The following is a 16,295-nucleotide window of genomic DNA, read 5'->3' on the forward strand; positions in this document are numbered from 1 at the left end:
GGGGGTGCGGGGCAGGGAGATGCGGTATCAGTGGGTGGGTGACCGGAAGATGCGTGGCCGGTGAGTACGTGGCCCGTGAGTACGTCGCCGGACTGCGTGACCCGTAAGCGCGTTTACCGGCGGTTGCCGGCGGTCGGCACTCGGCCGTCGGTTTTGCCCCGCCGCCTGACGCCTGGGTGGCGCAGCGCCAGCCCCGCCCTGAACAGTCCGTACTCGACCTTCCGGCGCGCCACTTCCTCCAGTTCGTCCCGCAGGGCGCCGTCGCGCAGCAGCGCTTCGGGGCCGAGCAGTCCTTCGACGATGGCGAGTGCGCCGGTGAGGTCGCCGTGCAGGAGGCGTTCGCGGACGCCGGTGAGGCATTCGGGGCTGCGGTGCGCCTCGTCGATGGCGCGCAGACAGGGCAGTGGGGGTCCGTCGAGGGCGACCAGGAGTTCTTCGCGGCGGAGTTCGGCCGGGTCGTGGTCGAGGGCGACCAGCACGCCGTCGACCAGGCCGATGCGGTGCCGGGAGCCCCGGCAGTCGACCGGGCGGGGCTCGTCGGGACGGAAGGGGGCGGGTGCCCCGCCGCTGCCGGCTGCGGGTGCGTCCGGTACGAGTGCGGCGGCGACCAGCGGGTGCAGTCGGTCGGCCGTGATCTCTCCGCTGCGGAGCAGTTGGAGGTCGGGGAGCACCCAGGTCGACGCGTCGGGCAGTACCGGAAGCGCGGGTTTGTTGTCCGCGGACAACACCAGGACGCTTTCCGCCCTGTTGTCCGCCGAGCCGTCGGCCGGTGTGTTGTCCGCGGACAACACCGTGAGCCGCAACCCGCCTTCGCCGTCCGCCTGTTCGAGCAGCAGCCGGTGCCGCTGCCCAAGTCGTACGGCGACCGGGCCCGGGCCCCGGCCCTCGGCCCGCAGCAGGATCTCCACCTCGGCCGCCCAGCGGTCGACGGCGCACAAGTAGCCCTGCGGCACCCACTCCGTGTCCGCGTCAGGCATGAACGCGGCACTGGACAGCGGGAGTTCGACGCCGGAACGGGTCCGGAGTTCGTCGGCTCTGCCGGCGTCCCACAGATGGCGGTGCAGGTCGAGGCGGAAACGCCGGTCGGGGCGGGGGTGCGGGTAGGCGGCCCGGGACACGGCGTGCGTGGTGGCGCGGGAGCCGTCCCAGAGGGCCAGGCTGACCCGTTGTACCGCGTCCGCCCTGGCGGGCGGGGTCCTGGCCACCAGGTGCAGGGTGCCCGGGCCGTCGGGCCTCTCGGCTCCGTACCGTGCCAGGCTCATGGTCAGGCCCGGGCGCAGCAGCCCGTCCGGGGCGATCCTGGGCATGTGCCAGCGCAGCAGGTCGGGTGCCAGCCGGCGGAGGTCGTCGCGGAGTCGGGCCGCGATGTCACGGCCCCACGTGTGTTTCACCGTACGGAGATCGAAGTCGACGTCGAAACCGGCGGCGGCACAGGCCCCGGCCCAGTCGCCGGTGAGGCGGCGGGCGGTCGCGGTTTCGATCATGGTGGGCGGTACGGCGTATTCGCGTACCCGCAGCCAGAAGGAGGCGCGACGGGGAACGGGGCGCCGCAGGAAGGATGTGAAGTTCTCGTGCGCGGTCTCAGTGAGCATCAGCACTCACCTTGAGCGGACGAGACCCCCGATCCGTAAGAAGGAGAAGTAGTCATCGGCGGGAGCATAACCAGGTCCGCTCCCGGCCCGCCAGACCTTTTCCCGAACCAGGTTTCCCGGGCCCGGTCTCCGGTGGGCGCCCGAGATCACCGGTCGGTCACCGGTTGAGGTAGGCCAGCACCGCCAGCACCCTGCGGTTCGCGGTGTCGGTCTGGGCCAGACCGAGTTTGCTGAAGATGTTGCCGATGTGTTTGGCGACGGCCTTCTCGGTGACCACCAGGGCGGCCGCGATGCCCGCGTTGGAGCGGCCCTCGGCGAGGTGCGCGAGGACTTCGCGTTCGCGCGGGGTGAGGTGGGACATCGCGCTGTCGCGTGCCTTGCGGGCCATCAGCTTGGAGATGACCTCGGGGTCCATCGCGGTGCCGCCGGCCGCCACCCGGTCGAGGGTCTCCAGGAACTGGTCGCCGTTGGAGACGCGCTCCTTGAGGACGTAGCCGACGCCCTGCGAGCCGGTGGCCAGCAACTCGTGGGCGTACAGCGGCTCCACGTACTGGGAGAGCAGCAGGACCGGCAGCCCGGGGACGAGCGTGCGGGCGGCGACGGCGGCGCGCAGGCCCTCGTCGCTGAAGTCCGGGGGAAGGCGGACGTCGACGATGGCGAGGTCGGGGGAAGGCGTGGCGATGAGGGCACGGTGGAGTTCGGGGCCGTTGTCCACCGCCGCGACCACTTCATGGCCGTACGACTGGAGCAGCCGGGTCATGCCGTCCCTCAGGAGGAAGTGGTCTTCGGCGAGGACAACGCGCACGGGATCTCCAGGGAGGCGAGGGTGGGGCCGCCGGCCGGGCTGGTCACGGTCAGGCCTCCGTCGAAGGCTGCCAGACGGTGTGCGATGCCTTGCAGGCCGGTGCCCTTGGCGGGGTCGGCGCCGCCGTGGCCGTTGTCGGTGACGGTCAGGTGGAGGGTGCCGCGCGCGGGGTCGTGGCGGAGGTGCAGGTCGACGCGGGTGGCGCCGGAGTGCTTGGCGGCGTTGGCGAGGAGTTCGGAGACGGCGAAGTACGCGGCGGACTCGACGGGCGGTTCGGGGCGGGCCGGGAGGTCGACGGTTACCTGGGTGTCGAGGGGGCTGAGCAGGGCCAACGACCGTACGGCGTCCGGGAGTCCACGGTCCGCGAGGATCGGCGGGTGGATGCCCCGGACCAGGTTGCGGAGTTCGGCGAGGGCCTGGTTGGAGGACTCGCGGGCCTCGGAGAGGAGCGCCGGGACGGCGTCCGGGTTGGTCTTCAGGAGGCGTTCGGCGGCGTTCAGCGTCATACCCATGGCGACGAGGCGGACCTGGGCGCCGTCGTGGAGGTCGCGTTCGATGCGGCGGATCTCGGACATCTGGGTGTCGAGGGCCTGGCTGCGGGTGGCGGTCAAGTGGTCGATGCGGTGGGCGAGTTGCTCGTTCCCGGGAGGGGCGAGCATGACCCGCAGGTAGCGGGCGTGGTGGTGCACGACCCGGGGTGCGGTCCACCGCAGGGCGAACGGGAACTGGGCGAGGGCGAGCACCCCGGCGAGGGTGGCGGTGAGGGGGTCGCCGACCGGCACGAAGAAGTACCAGACGTTGTCCCAGCTCTCCGAGAGCCGCACGCCGAACGCGGCGACGAACAGCCCCCAGACACCACTGAGCAGGAACGCGGTCGGCGCGAAGGCGATGAGGCCGCCGATGACGGGGTGGAGGACGGCCCAGCGCCAGTCGCGCCAGGTCTGGTTGCGCTTGTCGAGGAGCTGGGCGCGCAGGGCCCGGCCGTGCTCGGCAGGGGTGGCCGACGGGAGCTCCGGGTAGGGAGCGGGTATGACCTCGCCGGACCAGTCGTTCGCCAACTCCCTTTGCCTGTCGGTGAGTTGGCGAACCCGGCGGACGGTGCCGGGCAGGAGTCGCGGGCCGAGGGGCGTGGCGAGGACGACGTACACCACGGAGAGCCACAGCGACAGCGGGAGGGCGCGCAGGGACAGCAGCCAGAGCCTGAAGGAGCGACCGAAGGCCGCCTGCCCGCGAAGGCGCCGGGCGGTCCTCCTGGTGTCCGCCGGGACGGTTGCCGCGTGGGCGCCCGACACCGCTTGCGTGGCCCGGCCGGTCGCCCGGGCGGGTGTCGGGACGGTCGTCGGCGCAGGTGCCCGGACGGTCGCCGAAGCGAGTGTCGGACCGGTCGCCGAAGCAGGTGCGGGGACGGTCGTCGTGTCGGTGCCGGGGAGGCCTTCGGTGGTCATGGGTTGGGCCTTTCGTGTGGGGCGGCCCTCAGTATCGGCTCCTAAAGGGGGCCAGGTCGGTGGTACTAACTCCCCTCTTGGCAGGCTGGGGGCATGAACACCCCGCACCGCGATCCCAGCGACAACGCCCGCGATCTGATCAGCACCCCCCTCACCGCCGGCCTCCTGCGCGGCGCCCTCGACCTGGAGCGCACCGAGCAGGGTCTGCTGCCGCACCGGCTGCCCGCCTGGGCCCGCAAGCAGATCCCCGACGGGCAGCTGGCCATGGCGGAGGCCCAGCCCTCGGGCGTACGGCTGGCGTTCCGCACCCGGGCGACGGTCGTCGAACTGGACACGCTGCGCACCAAGATGGCGTACGTGGGCGCCCCCGACCGCCCGGACGGGACGTACGACCTGCTCGTGGACGGCACCCTGGCCGGTCAGTCGGCGGTGACCGGCGGCCACACCCTGCGGGTGGACATGACGACCGGATCCGCCGAGAACATTCCCGGCCCGGTCGGCACCGTCCGCTTCGACAGGCTTCCCGGCCACGACAAGCAGATCGAGATCTGGCTGCCGTTCAACGAGACGACCCAGCTGGTCGCCCTGCGCACCGACGCCCCCGTCGAGCCGGTACCCGTCCACGGCCGTCCGGTGTGGCTGCACCACGGCAGCTCGGTCAGCCACGGCTCGGACGCCGCGAGCCCCACCACCACCTGGCCCGCGCTGGCGGCCTCGCTCGGCGGGGTCGAACTGATCAATCTGGGCTTCGGCGGCAGCGCCCTGCTCGACCCGTTCACGGCACGCGCCATGCGGGACACCCCCGCCGACCTGATCAGCGTCAAGCTGGGCATCAACCTGGTGAACACCGACCTGATGCGGCTGCGCGCGCTGGGCCCGGCGGTCCACGGCTTCCTGGACACCCTTCGCGAGGGCCACCGGACCACGCCGCTGCTGGTCGTCTCGTCCGTGCTGTGTCCGATCCACGAGGAGACTCCCGGGCCCTCGATGCCCGACTTCAGCGATCTCAGTGCGGGCCGCCTCCAGTTCAAGGCCACCGGCGACCCCGGGGACCCGACCCGGCTGACCCTCACCCGTATCCGCGCCGAACTCGCCAAGATCGTCGCCCAGCGCGCGGCCGACGACCCGCACCTCCACTATCTGGACGGCCGCGAGCTGTACGGCGAGAAGGACTTCGCCGAACTCCCGCTGCCCGACCAGATCCACCCGGACGCCGCCACCCACCGCCGCATCGGCGAGCGCTTCGCCGCCCTCGCCTTCTGCGCGGAAGGCCCGCTCACCACAGGCCCGCACACCACGGGACCGCACAGCACAGGACCGCACAGCACCGGCCCGCTCACCACAGGACCACTCACCACCGACCCGGGACGGCGGGCCGACGGCGAGGCGTAGAGCCCGCGCCCCATCAGGCCGCGAGCCTCAACTCCTGCCGTACCACGATGGCGTTGAGCCGGATCCGGTACGGCGCGATGTCGGTCAGTTCCAGGGCGTCGGCCCGGTCCCGCCCCAGCCCGACGCTCACATCGATGCAGAAGGCGATCGCGTACATGTGGCCACCGGTCTCCTCCCCCTGGAGGGCGAAGAAGAGGTCGCGGTAATAGCCGGTCCGGTCCGGACTCTCCTCGTAGTACGAGAGCCCGGGCCCGCCTCGCTGCGCACCGAGCCCGGTGAACGCCTCGACCAGCTCCTGCTCGACCGTCCCCCAGAACGACGCGTCCGCGAACTCCCCCGGCAGCGCCTGCCGTACCGCCTCCTTCAGCGACAGCGCCATCACTGCGACCGGCGCGGTCTCCTGGAGCCCCCAGCCGCGCACCATCCGGACGATGCTGCTGTCCGGAATGGCTGCGGCGGCCTCGCGGATGTTCCCGAAGTCGAAGTTGACGGTGGCCGGGGCGATGGCCCGCTGGAACACCTGGTCCATGGCGCGGGCCTGGTCGAGGTGTTCGGGGTGCACTTCCATGACGGACCTGAAGGTGGCGGACATGGTTCTCCTGTGGTTCGGCGGTGGGCCGCCCGCTCGCACGGGCGGTCTGTTCGGTCGCTGATCCGGACGGAGATCATGCGGGGCCATTATGTCGAGGCGCCCCGGCGCGGGCCGAGCAGGGTCGGCCGACCCTCTCCTCAACGCGCCTTCCGCACCCCGTGGATCACCGCCCCCACCGCCAGCACTGCCGCGCCCCACACCACCGATGCGAGCGGCAGCGTGCAGGCCAGCACCAGGCACCCCATCAGCCCCAGCGCCGGGATCGCGCGCGGTGGGCGGCCCTCGGAGCGGGTCAGGGTGAGGGCGGAGGCGTTGGCGACGGCGTAGTACACCAGCACGCCGAAGGACGAGAAGCCGATCGCGCCACGTACGTCGACGGTGGCGGCGAGCACCGCGACGACGGCGCCGACGGCGAGTTGGGCGCGGTGCGGGACCTGGAAGCGTGGGTGGACGGCGGCCAGGGCGGGCGGCAGGTGGTGGTCGCGGGCCATCGCGAGGGCGGTGCGGGAGACGCCGAGGATCAGGGCGAGCAGCGAGCCGAGTGCGGCGACGGCCGCTCCGACACGGACGACCGGGGCCAGCCAGCCCGCGCCGACGGCGTGGGCCGCGTCCACCAGGGGTGCGGTGGCGTGTGCGAGGCGTTGCGGGCCGAGGACCGCGAGTACGGCGACCGCCACGGCGACGTACACCACCAGGGTGAGACCGAGGGCGAGCGGGATGGCGCGGGGGATGGTGCGGGCCGGGTCGCGGACCTCTTCACCGAGGGTGGCGATGCGGGCGTATCCCGCGAAGGCGAAGAAGAGCAGTCCGGCGGCTTGCAGCAGGCCGGTCCAGGTGGCGTCGGTGCCCCATTCCAGCCGGGTGGCCTGGGCGTCGCCGCTGCTCAGACAGGCGACGACGACGGTGGCGAGGACGGCCAGGACCACGGCGACGATCACCCGGGTGAGCCGGGCGGCCTTCTGGATCCCCAGGTAGTTGACGGCGGTCAGGGCGAGGACCGCGGCGACCGCGACGGCGTGCGCCTGCTCGGGCCAGGCGTACGTCCCGACGGTCAGCGCCATGGCGGCGCAGGAGGCGGTCTTGCCGATGACGAACGCCCAGCCCGCCAAGTAGCCCCAGAACGGGCCGAGTTGTTCGCGCCCATAGACATAGGTGCCGCCTGAGGCGGGGTGGCGGGCGGCCAGCCGGGCGGAGGAGGTGGCATTGCAGTACGCGACGAAGGCGGCGACCCCGAGCGCGATCAGCAGACCGGAGCCGGCCGCTCCGGCCGCCGGCGCGAGTGCGACGAAGATCCCGGCGCCGATCATCGAGCCGAGGCCGATGACGACGGCGTCGGCGACACCCAGGCGCCGTCTCAGCTCGCCCTGACCACCGTCCGGTGTGTCCTGGCCCGTGGGCGACCTGCTCATGGAGCACCACTCCTCATCACCGCACGCTCGACTGGCGGCACGGTAGCGGATGCGGGCGTCGCGGCAGGGGCCGGGGATGACGCTTCCGGCGGGGGCGGTGCCGGTCAGCGGCCGCCTGGCTTCCCTCCATTCCGGCTTCTGCTGCTGCTTCTGCTGCTGCTCCTGCGCTCCGATCCGGCGTTCCCGCCGAACAGCAGGTTGCCCACGCAGCCCGGTTCGCTGCTGGTGTAGTAGTCGTGGAAGGCCTCGCCGAGTTCGTCGAGGCTGGTGACGCCGTCGCCGTTGGTGTCCAACCGCCCTGCGACCAGGTCGCTTTCGGATTCGGGGACACCGAGGGCGTGCAGCAGGCGGCGGGTCTCGGCGGGGTTGAGGAAGCCGTCGTTGTCGTGGTCGGCGGCGTTGAGGATCGCCGTCACGACGGGCAGCAGATGGGTGGCGTACGAGGCGGAGTTGGCGGTGAGCATGGCGAGGGACTTGCCGAAGGTGTCACGGTCCAGGGTCGCCGTGGCGGCCTCTTCCCCTGCCAGGCGCTGCCAGTACGTGTCGAACGCGCCGTTCAGGCCTGCCGCGTGCGCGCTGCCGTCCTGGTGGCCGAAGGCCTCGGCGATACGCCGGGCGGTGCGGCGGAAGTCCTCGGCTCCGACCACGGAGTCCGCGTCGGCGTCGTACACGTCGAAGTGTGCGCGCAGTTTGTCCTTGACGAACGGGGTCAGCGGGCGCGTCGCCCGCGAAGGGGCGGGGGTGCTGTGGCGTGGGGTGGTGGGGCGGCGCTCGGCGAGGTCGTCGAGGTAGCGGACGGTGGCGTGGTACCCGCTGTCCACCCGGGCGTGGATGGTGGCGAGTTCCTCGCGCAGGGAGGTACGGGCCCCGTTGTCCGGCGGCTCCATCAGGTCTTCGCCGCTGGGCAGGATGTGCACCGTCACGCCGTCGGGTCTGCTGTTGAGGGCCTGGTGGAGGTGGTGGCGGCGGCTCAACTCGAAGATGGTGGAGCCGAGTTGCCAAGGGAAGCGGGCGGGCTTGAGCGCCTTCTCCTTCTGCCGCATCCGCAGCACGTAGACCGTCGTCGCGCCACTGCGGATGGCGCGGGTGAGGGGGACGGACTCGGCGACTCCGCCGTCGACGTAGTGCTCGTCGCCGATCCGGATCGGCGGCCACAGCCCGGGAATGGCGGCGGACGCCAGCACGGCGGGGACCAGCGGGCCCGAGTCGAAGTAGCGGACGGTGGCGCGTTCGATGGAGGCGGCGGTGGCCTGGTAGGGGACGGCCAGGTCCTCGATGCGTGTGGTGGCGCCGAGGTGGTCGGTGAGGACCCTGCGGACGATGTCGTTGTTGTTGACGGAGGGGCGCAGCGAGAGGGCGTTGAGGACGCTGCGGGCGTTGAGCCGCATGGCCTTGCTGGAGACGAAGTCCCGCCAGAACTGCTCCATCTGGTCGCAGACGGAGGCGGTGGGGTTCCCCGCGACCATGGCTCCCTGGACGGAGCCGATGGAGGTGCCGATGACGAGTTGCGGCGTGATGCCGCGTTCGAACAGGGCGCGGACCATGCCCGCCTGGTAGCCGCCGAGGGCTCCGCCACCGCCCAGGACGAAGGCGACCTTGGACTCGGTGTGGTCGGTCATGACTGAGGGCTCCTGCTCGGGTGAGGTTTCGGGGGTACGGGGGTGAGGGTCGCGGCAGCGACGGGGGGCCCGGGGTGCGCGGATCCGGGGCGGGGAGCGGCATCGGGACCGGCATCGGTATCGGGACCGGGACCGGCATCGGCGCCCGCTTGGCGTTTGTGGGCGATCCACGTGTCCATCACCGTCCACTGGCCGTCGAGCCATGCGGCGGCGGCCCCGGGGGTGCGGGGCACGTCCTCGGCGGGGGTGTGCCACCAGGTGAGGTGGACCCGGTGGTCGTGGCCGTCGGCGCGCGGCGGGTAGCCGATGTCGACGGTGCCGGCGAGGAGGTCCTCCAGGCCGGTGTGCCCGACGACCAGGACATCGGCGTCCTTCGCCTCACCGAGAACGCGGGCGGCACCGGCCGATACCGGAGGCAGGACGTACCTCAACTGCCTTGCCCAGCGCGCACGCTGGGGATCCGCGTGGTCCAGGGCGGCGAGGGCGCGGTGGCGGCCGGCCGAGGTCATGTTCACGCCCTCGGGGAAGTAGGCGAGGACCTCGTGGGGGGTCAGGTCGCGGGAATGGCGGATCAGCAGCCGCATGGCACGGACCGGACCGCTCTCCTCCCAGCGGATCAGGTCCACCTTCAGGGGGCGCAGCAGCAGACCGACCGCCGGGTCCCGGCCGGGCAGCGAGCGGCCCACGCTGAGCAGGCTGCGTTCCAGGAGGTGGCAGACGAGCAGCGCGCCGAGCTGGAAATTGAGCGGCCCGGAGTGCCTGAGGAACATCACGACGGGCCGCCCGGGTGCGGGCATCGGCAGCCCGTCCGAGGTGTCCAGGGTGATGCCCGCGCGCCGGAATCCGTCGGTGAACAGGCGGTGGGCGAGCCGGGTCAGCAAGCGTTCGCTCTCCGGCGCGGTCAGGTCCCTTCTGCCGAGGGCCCGGGCCCGGAGTGCGGCCAGCAGCACCGGAATCTCGAACTGGGCGACGTACACCCCGAGCAGCCTCAGCCCCCGGACGGCGGCACGCGGGCGGAACCGGCGCAGACGGTCGGGCGGGAGCCGCCGGGGACGCGCGCGACGGGCCGGGCGGGCCGACCTCACCGACCACCCCGACCACGGCACCCGCCGCCGTCCGCTCACGAAGCGGTCACCACCAGCGCCGCGTTCTGCCCCCCGAACCCGACCGAGGTGGTGACGACCGCGTCCACCTTGCGGCGTACGACGCTGCGGGCGATGTCGAGGTCGTTCTCGGGGTCCGTGGCGGTCAGGTTGGCGGTGGGCGGGACGGTGCCGTGGGCGACGGAGAGCACCGAGCAGATCGCCTCGATCGCACCCGCCGCGCCCAGGGTGTGCCCGACTACGCCCTTGACGGAGGTGACCAGCGGGCGGTGCGGCAGCACCCGGGAGAGCACCTTCGCCTCGACGGCGTCGCCCCGTGGGGTGCCGGTGGCGTGCGCGTTGACGTGGTCCACGTCGGCGGCGGAGACTCCCGCGTCGGCGAGCGCGCCGCGTACCGCAGCGCTGAGTCCGGCGCCCTCGGGGTGCGGGGCGACGGGGTGGTGGGCGTCGGCGGCGGCTCCGTAGCCGGCCAGCCGGGCGTGTACGCGGGCGCCGCGTGCCCGGGCGTGGGCCTGGCGTTCCAGGATCATGATCCCGGCGCCCTCGGCCATCACGAAGCCGTCGCGTGCGGTGTCGAACGGGCGGGAGGCGGCGGCCGGTTCGCCGCCCGTCCCGGCGAGCGCGCCGAGCTGGGCGAAGCCGGACAGCAGTACGGGGGTCAGCGCGGCCTCCGTACCGCCGGTGACGACGATGTCGCAGCGGTCGGCGAGCAGCAGGTCGCGTGCGGTGCCGATGGCGGTGGCCCCGGAGGCGCAGGCGGTGTTGACCACCAGGCAGGGGCCGGTGGCGTCGAAGGCGATGGCGGCCTGCCCGGCCACCATGTTGGAGAGGTAGAGCGGCAGCGTCAGCGGGGAGACGGAGTGCGGTCCCGTGCTGTCGTGGGTCTGCTGGGCGAGGGTGTACGCGTGGACGCCGCCGGACGAGTTGCCGATGACCACGCCGACGCGGGTGCCGTCCCAGCTGGCGGTGGACAGCCCGGCGTCGGCGAGGGCTTCGGTGGCGGCGACGAGGGCGAACTGGGTGAACCGCTCCAGGCGGTGCGCCCGTTGGGCCCCGAGGAGGGCGTCGGCGTCGAAGCCGGGGACGCGGCACGTGACGTATCTGCCGGTCTGTCCGGGGCGGGTCGCCGGGTCGCCCTCCAGGACCCCGGTGCCGCGCCCCCGGCAGATCGCCTCCCAGGCGGCCGGTACGCCGATGCCCGCCGGCGTCACCAGGCCGAGCCCGGTGACGGCCACGGCCCGGTCGTTCACCGGCCGACCCCGGCCTCGACGAGCGTCACCAGCTCGTCGACGGTCCTGGCCTGCGCCAGCCGGTCCCCGTCCACCTTGCCGCCGTACTTGCTCTCCAGTACGACGCAGAGTTCCGCCATGGCGAGCGAATCCATCTCCAGGTCGGTCAGCGATCCCTGGGGGTGGATGTCGGCTGCCGGAATCCTCAGCGTTTCCGCCATCAGCACCTGGACTTCAGCGAACACGGGCCGTCTCCTTGCATTCCATATATACGGAATGCCGGACATTATCCTATTTGTATGACGAACTCTCAGATATCGACGAACGGGCCCGGAGTGTCCCCCGGGGCCGGTGCACCCGGCCCCGGCCCCGGGATGCGAGCATGACCCGCGAAAACCCGTACGCGCACACGACGGCCCCGTACGAGCACACGACGGTGCAACGGCAGAACCGAGAAGGCGAGGGCGGACAAGTGACGGACGGGTGGCCCGACATACCGGGCGACACAGCCCTCACCCTCAAGATCCCCGAGGCCGATCCCCTGGTACGGACCGGGTTCCCCGCCCATGTCACCCTCCTCTACCCCTTCCTCCACACCAGCCGTATCGACACCTCCTGTCACCGCGAGCTGGCCGCCCTCTTCGCCTCCCACGACGCCTTCACCCTCACCTTCGCCGAGTTCGGCCGCTGGCCGGGCGTGCTGTATCTCGACCCGTGGCCGCACTCCCCGGTCCTGGCCCTCACCAAGGCGCTCACCCACCGCTGGCCCGAGGCCGTCCCGTACCGAGGCGTCTTCGACCCCGCCCCCGCCCCGCATCTGACGCTCGCCCACCACGAGGGCCCCGCCACCCAGGACGCGGCGTACGACGCCCTGGAGACGGAGCTCGCCCCCGCCCTCCCGCTGACCTGCGAGGTCCGCAGGGTCCACCTGATCACCTGGGACGGCGGGCGCTGGCGCGACCGAGCGGCGTTCGGGCTCGGGGGCGAGGCCACCGGGGGTGGGGCCGGCGGCCCGACGGACCGCTGACGGCCTCCCTGGGGCGGCGCCCCCGACCGTCTGTTTCCGGCCACCCGTCGGCACTCCGTACCTCCCCCTCCTGTGCGATTCTGGGGAGGTGCGCCATTACTTCCACCCGGAGATCGAGAGCATCTGCCTGCCGGACGTCCTGTTCGCGCTGAGCGACCCCACCCGTCTGGGCATCGCGGTCGCGCTCGGCGACGGCCAGGAGCGCACGGTGGGCGAACTGGGCGGCAGCATCGCCAAGTCGACGATGACCCACCACCTCAAGATCCTCCGCGAGGCGGGCACCCTGCGGGTGCGCTCCGAGGGCACCCGCTGCTACAACTCGCTGCGCCTGGAGGAGTTGCAGGCCCGCTTTCCCGGCCTGCTCGACCAGCTCCTCGGTTACGCCGTCACCTGCGGCTACACCTCGGCCGACGCGCACCCCGCGCGCCCCTCCCGATTGGCGCCCTGACATGACGCACTCGACCCGGGTCGCCCAGCACGTGAACGCCCCGCGCGCCGCCGTCTACCGGGCCCTGCTGGATCCGGACGCCCTCGCGCAGTGGCGCGTTCCGGACGACATGAGCAGCCACATCCACGAGTTCGACGCCCGCGAGGGCGGCCGCTTCCGCATCTCGCTGACCTACGATTCGCCGTCCGCCACCGGCAAGTCGGCCGCCCACACGGACACCTACCACGGCCACTTCGCCCGCCTCGTCCCCGGTGAATCAGTCGTCGAGATCTCCGAATTCGAGACCGCCGATCCGGCCCTGCGTGGCGAAATGACGATGACGACCACCCTCACCGACGCCCCGGGCGGCGGCACCGACGTCCTCGTCACCCACGAGGGAATCCCGTCCGCCGTCTCCCCCGCCGACAACGAACTGGGCACCCGGATGGCTCTGGCGAGTCTGGCGCGGCTGCTCGGGACGAGGCAGTAGCCGGTGGCGGTGGAACAGCGCGTACGGGTGCACCAAGTGCGCCTGGGCGCGCAGGAGTTCAGGGTGATACGGCCTGCCCCGGCACCGGCCCGACTGGTGCTCCGGGACGCACCTCACTGGCTTTCGATGTACGCCGACCGGGAGGGCGCCGAGCGGCTCGTCGCACTGTGGGCACTGGCCGCCCGGTCCGCGCACTCCCTGATCCATCTGCCGCTGCGGGCCAATCCGGCACCCGAGAGGCTCGGGGGCGGAGGCATCGCGGGCGACCCGGCGGTCGGCGCCGGATCGGTCCCGCTGGACCTGGTCCTCGTACACCACAGCCCGCAGTTCCCCACTTCGTCGTGGAAGCAGGTCGGAGCACGTCTCGGGCCCGGCCGGCCGCACACCGGGGCCCCACGGCAGGTACCGGGTGATCTGCACATCGAGTACTGCGACACCTGGCGGCTGTGACGGGCCCATGGCGGGTATCGGTCGGATCGTTTCGCCGACGGGACTTGAAGTTGCCGCTGCGGCAGCTTCTACCGTCCTGGTCAGGGCCGGAAAAGCCGGCCCGGTGAGATGCGGACGAGGGAGTCGTCGATGGACTGGCCGATCGCGGAAGTGGCCCGGATGTCGGGTGTGACGGCCCGGACGCTGCGGCACTACGACGGGATCGGGCTACTGGCGCCCGCGCGGATCGGGTCCAACGGCCACCGTTATTACGGGGAGCGGCAGTTGCTGCGGTTGCAGCAGATCCTCGTGCTGCGGGAACTGGGCCTCGGGCTGCCCGAGATCGGGCAGGTGCTTGCCGCGCAGCTCGACGAGGTGGATGCACTGCGCGGCCACCACCGCCGGCTGCTCGCCGAACGCGACCGGCTGGACGCCCTGGCGACCACCGTCTCCCGCACTCTCACCGATCTGGAGCGATCCAGGAAGGACGGGAAACCCATGAACGGCATCAACCGACCGGAGAACCTCTTCGAGGGCGTGCGCCCCGAGCAGTACGGCGAGAACCTGCGCGACTTCCCCGAGCTGGCCCAGGAGGTCGCCCGGCACACCGGGACGCTGAGCCAGGAGGAGATCGAGGCGGGGCACCGGGCCAGGACCGCGCAGATGGTCAGGTTCGCGGAGCTGATGGCCGCCGGGCTGCCCGCCGACGCCGAGGCCGTGCAGGCCGAGGCCGAGACCCAGTACCGGACACTGAGCGGCATCCGGGAGGTCCCGGCCGAGGAGTACCGCGCGATCGGGCGCTCCTGTGTGGACAACGAGCAGTGGCGGGCGGCTTACGAGGCCGTGGCGCCCGGCCTCGCCGCGTACCAGCGGGACGTGATCGAGGTGTACACGGCGGACCGGCTGAGCTGAGGGCCTGTGCCTGAACCGAGTGGATCCTTCCCGGGGGCGGGGAGTCCCGCCCCCGGGAAGGGCCTCGTCAGGACTTGGTGAGCGGTTCGCGCAACGCGTCGGTCATGGCCGCACGGAGACGGCCGTCGTGGGGGCCCTCCGCTCCGCGAGGACGTTCGCGCCGTGGTAGTCGACGCTGACCACCAGGGTGTCGGGTTCCGAGGCGACGCGGCTGCACCAGGCGTCGTACATGCGGGTGCTGCCCCTCACCAGTTTCCGCAGGCGGGGCAGCGCGCCGGGGCTGCCCCTGCCCGGCCAGTGGGCAGATCGGCGGGCCGGACGGCGGCCGGTATAGCGTCGGTGTACGGCAGGCCGGACGGGGCAGGAGCACCGCGCGTCACTGCTGCGGCGTACCACTGCTGCCGCGTACCCCTTGCTCACGTAACACCTGACCCACCCGATCCACCCGTACCGCCCGCACCACCCCGCGAGAGGAACCACCTTGACCACCGAGCTGAGCCCCGAGACCAGCAGCCCTGCCACCGGCAGTACGGCGTCCGGCGCCCCGAACCCGCTGCTCGACCGGGCGCGTCGGGACTACCAGGACCTCGCCGCGCGCGGACTCAGGCTCGACCTCACCCGGGGCAAGCCCGCACCCGAGCAACTCGACCTGTCCGAAGAACTGTTGAGCCTGCCGGGCGGCCGGTACACCTCCGTCGACGGCACGGACGTACGCAACTACGGCGGGCTCCAGGGGCTGGCCGAGATCCGGGAGATCTTCGCGCCGCTGCTCCAGGTCCCGGCCGGGCAACTGCTCGCGGCGGGGAACTCCAGCCTGGAGCTGATGCACGACTGCCTGGTGCACGCGATGCTCAGCAAGCTGCCGGGCGCCGAGTCGCGGTGGGTGGACCAGGAGCCGATCACGTTCCTGTGCCCGGTACCCGGTTACGACCGGCACTTCGCGCTCTGCGAGCGGTTCGGCATCAACATGATTCCGGTGCCGATGACGGACGCGGGCCCGGACATGGACGAGGTGGAGCGCCTCGTCGCCGAGAACCCGCAGGTCAAGGGCATCTGGTGTGTGCCGAAGTACAGCAACCCGGACGGCGTCTGCTACGACGACGAGACGGTGGCGCGGCTGGCCGCGATGGAGACCGCCGCCCCCGATTTCAGGATCTTCTGGGACAACGCGTACGCGGTCCACCACCTCACCGACGCGCCCGCCGAGCTGGCCGACCTCCTCGGTGCGTGCGAGGCGGCGGGCAACGCGGACCGCGCCTTCGTCTTCGGCTCCACCTCGAAGATCACCGCGGCCGGAGCGGGCGTCGCCTTCTTCGGCTCCTCCCCCGCCAACCTGAAGTGGCTGCTCGCCAACAACTCCAAGCGCTCCATCGGCCCCGACAAGGTCAACCAGCTCCGCCACATCCTCTTCCTCCGTGACACGGAGGGCGTGCGCACCCACATGGAGCGCCAACGCGCCCTGCTGCAGCCGAAGTTCGAGTCCGTCGCGCGTATCCTCCAGGCCGAGCTCGGCGACACCGGGCTGGCGTCCTGGACCTCGCCCCTGGGCGGCTACTTCGTCACCCTCCAGGTGCCGGACGGCTGCGCGCAGGAGGTCGTACGCCGGGCCGCCGACGCGGGCATCGTCCTCACCCCGGCGGGCGCCACCCACCCGTACGGCAAGGACCCGCGCGACTCGGTCATCCGGATCGCCCCCAGCTACCCCGGCCTGTCCGAACTGGAGCAGGCCATCGAGGGGCTCGCGGTGTGCGTGCGCCTGGTGGGTTACGAGCAGCAGGCGGCGGCCCGCACCGCCTGACCGGCCCGCATCGCCTGGTGCCGGCC

At 72.2% G+C, this 16,295-nt stretch carries 17 protein-coding genes; 7 read left to right on the top strand and 10 right to left on the bottom strand.

Annotation, left to right across the window (positions count from 1 at the left end):
- Positions 1–113 precede the first annotated feature (113 nt).
- The 3 genes from ACIA73_RS01520 to ACIA73_RS01530 all read right to left on the bottom strand — a co-directional run bounded on the left by ACIA73_RS01520 (position 114) and on the right by ACIA73_RS01530 (position 3,842).
- Positions 114–1,592 carry a hypothetical protein gene (locus tag ACIA73_RS01520; RefSeq protein ID WP_399436190.1) on the bottom strand — a complete coding sequence of 493 codons (1,479 nt, stop codon included), beginning with the start codon at positions 1,590–1,592 and terminating at the stop codon, positions 114–116.
- A 157-nt stretch (positions 1,593–1,749) separates the two neighbouring features.
- Positions 1,750–2,397, bottom strand: a complete 648-nt coding sequence (locus tag ACIA73_RS01525; protein WP_399436191.1) for a LuxR C-terminal-related transcriptional regulator — start codon at positions 2,395–2,397, stop codon at positions 1,750–1,752.
- Positions 2,361–3,842 (bottom strand): histidine kinase, encoded by a 1,482-nt coding sequence (locus ACIA73_RS01530; RefSeq protein ID WP_399436192.1) that lies wholly within the window; start codon positions 3,840–3,842, stop codon positions 2,361–2,363. The genes ACIA73_RS01525 and ACIA73_RS01530 overlap by 37 nt, the downstream gene beginning before the upstream one ends.
- Before the next feature lie 93 nt (positions 3,843–3,935).
- On the opposite strand from ACIA73_RS01530, the gene ACIA73_RS01535 reads away from it, so the two are divergent.
- Positions 3,936–5,234: a GDSL-type esterase/lipase family protein gene (locus tag ACIA73_RS01535; protein WP_399436194.1), complete on the top strand. Its 1,299-nt coding sequence runs from the start codon at positions 3,936–3,938 to the stop codon at positions 5,232–5,234.
- 13 nt (positions 5,235–5,247) lie between these two features.
- Here ACIA73_RS01535 and ACIA73_RS01540 read toward each other — a convergent pair whose 3' ends face one another.
- The 6 genes from ACIA73_RS01540 to ACIA73_RS01565 form a co-directional block, all read right to left on the bottom strand.
- Positions 5,248–5,826 (bottom strand): Type-2Aa cytolytic delta-endotoxin, encoded by a 579-nt coding sequence (locus ACIA73_RS01540; protein WP_399436196.1) that lies wholly within the window; start codon positions 5,824–5,826, stop codon positions 5,248–5,250.
- A 137-nt stretch (positions 5,827–5,963) separates the two neighbouring features.
- The gene (locus ACIA73_RS01545; RefSeq protein ID WP_399436197.1) at positions 5,964–7,235 is read right to left on the bottom strand and encodes an APC family permease; all 1,272 of its coding nucleotides are present in this window, start codon (positions 7,233–7,235) and stop codon (positions 5,964–5,966) included.
- Between the two features lie 104 nt (positions 7,236–7,339).
- Positions 7,340–8,854, bottom strand: a complete 1,515-nt coding sequence (locus ACIA73_RS01550; RefSeq protein ID WP_399436198.1) for a patatin-like phospholipase family protein — start codon at positions 8,852–8,854, stop codon at positions 7,340–7,342.
- Positions 8,851–9,978 (bottom strand): hypothetical protein, encoded by a 1,128-nt coding sequence (locus ACIA73_RS01555; protein ID WP_399436199.1) that lies wholly within the window; start codon positions 9,976–9,978, stop codon positions 8,851–8,853. The genes ACIA73_RS01550 and ACIA73_RS01555 overlap by 4 nt, the downstream gene beginning before the upstream one ends.
- On the bottom strand, positions 9,975–11,207 hold the full coding sequence (locus ACIA73_RS01560) for a beta-ketoacyl-[acyl-carrier-protein] synthase family protein (protein WP_399436200.1): 1,233 nt from the start codon (positions 11,205–11,207) through the stop codon (positions 9,975–9,977). Before ACIA73_RS01560 ends, ACIA73_RS01555 begins: the two co-directional genes overlap by 4 nt.
- Positions 11,204–11,431 (bottom strand): acyl carrier protein, encoded by a 228-nt coding sequence (locus tag ACIA73_RS01565; protein WP_399436201.1) that lies wholly within the window; start codon positions 11,429–11,431, stop codon positions 11,204–11,206. The genes ACIA73_RS01560 and ACIA73_RS01565 overlap by 4 nt, the downstream gene beginning before the upstream one ends.
- Before the next feature lie 137 nt (positions 11,432–11,568).
- On the opposite strand from ACIA73_RS01565, the gene ACIA73_RS01570 reads away from it, so the two are divergent.
- From ACIA73_RS01570 to ACIA73_RS01590, 5 genes are all read left to right on the top strand, one after another.
- The gene (locus ACIA73_RS01570) at positions 11,569–12,213 is read left to right on the top strand and encodes a 2'-5' RNA ligase family protein (protein WP_399436202.1); all 645 of its coding nucleotides are present in this window, start codon (positions 11,569–11,571) and stop codon (positions 12,211–12,213) included.
- Between the two features lie 88 nt (positions 12,214–12,301).
- Complete coding sequence (locus ACIA73_RS01575) at positions 12,302–12,661, top strand: ArsR/SmtB family transcription factor (protein WP_399436203.1); 360 nt, start codon at positions 12,302–12,304, stop codon at positions 12,659–12,661.
- Between the two features lies 1 nt (position 12,662).
- Positions 12,663–13,130 carry an SRPBCC family protein gene (locus ACIA73_RS01580; protein WP_399436204.1) on the top strand — a complete coding sequence of 156 codons (468 nt, stop codon included), beginning with the start codon at positions 12,663–12,665 and terminating at the stop codon, positions 13,128–13,130.
- A 63-nt stretch (positions 13,131–13,193) separates the two neighbouring features.
- Positions 13,194–13,580 (top strand): hypothetical protein, encoded by a 387-nt coding sequence (locus ACIA73_RS01585; protein ID WP_399436205.1) that lies wholly within the window; start codon positions 13,194–13,196, stop codon positions 13,578–13,580.
- A gap of 129 nt (positions 13,581–13,709) precedes the next feature.
- Positions 13,710–14,471 (top strand): MerR family transcriptional regulator, encoded by a 762-nt coding sequence (locus ACIA73_RS01590; RefSeq protein WP_399436206.1) that lies wholly within the window; start codon positions 13,710–13,712, stop codon positions 14,469–14,471.
- Between the two features lie 102 nt (positions 14,472–14,573).
- Here the strand turns inward: ACIA73_RS01590 and ACIA73_RS01595 are convergent, their stop codons facing one another.
- Positions 14,574–14,720, bottom strand: a complete 147-nt coding sequence (locus ACIA73_RS01595) for a hypothetical protein (protein WP_399436207.1) — start codon at positions 14,718–14,720, stop codon at positions 14,574–14,576.
- Positions 14,721–15,024: 304 nt separating this feature from the next.
- On the opposite strand from ACIA73_RS01595, the gene ACIA73_RS01600 reads away from it, so the two are divergent.
- On the top strand, positions 15,025–16,269 hold the full coding sequence (locus ACIA73_RS01600; RefSeq protein WP_399436740.1) for an aminotransferase: 1,245 nt from the start codon (positions 15,025–15,027) through the stop codon (positions 16,267–16,269).
- The last annotated feature ends 26 nt before the right edge of the window (positions 16,270–16,295 follow it).

The sequence above is a fragment of the Streptomyces sp. NPDC051561 genome (genome assembly GCF_044454195.1).
Taxonomy (GTDB): Bacteria; Actinomycetota; Actinomycetes; order Streptomycetales; family Streptomycetaceae; genus Streptomyces.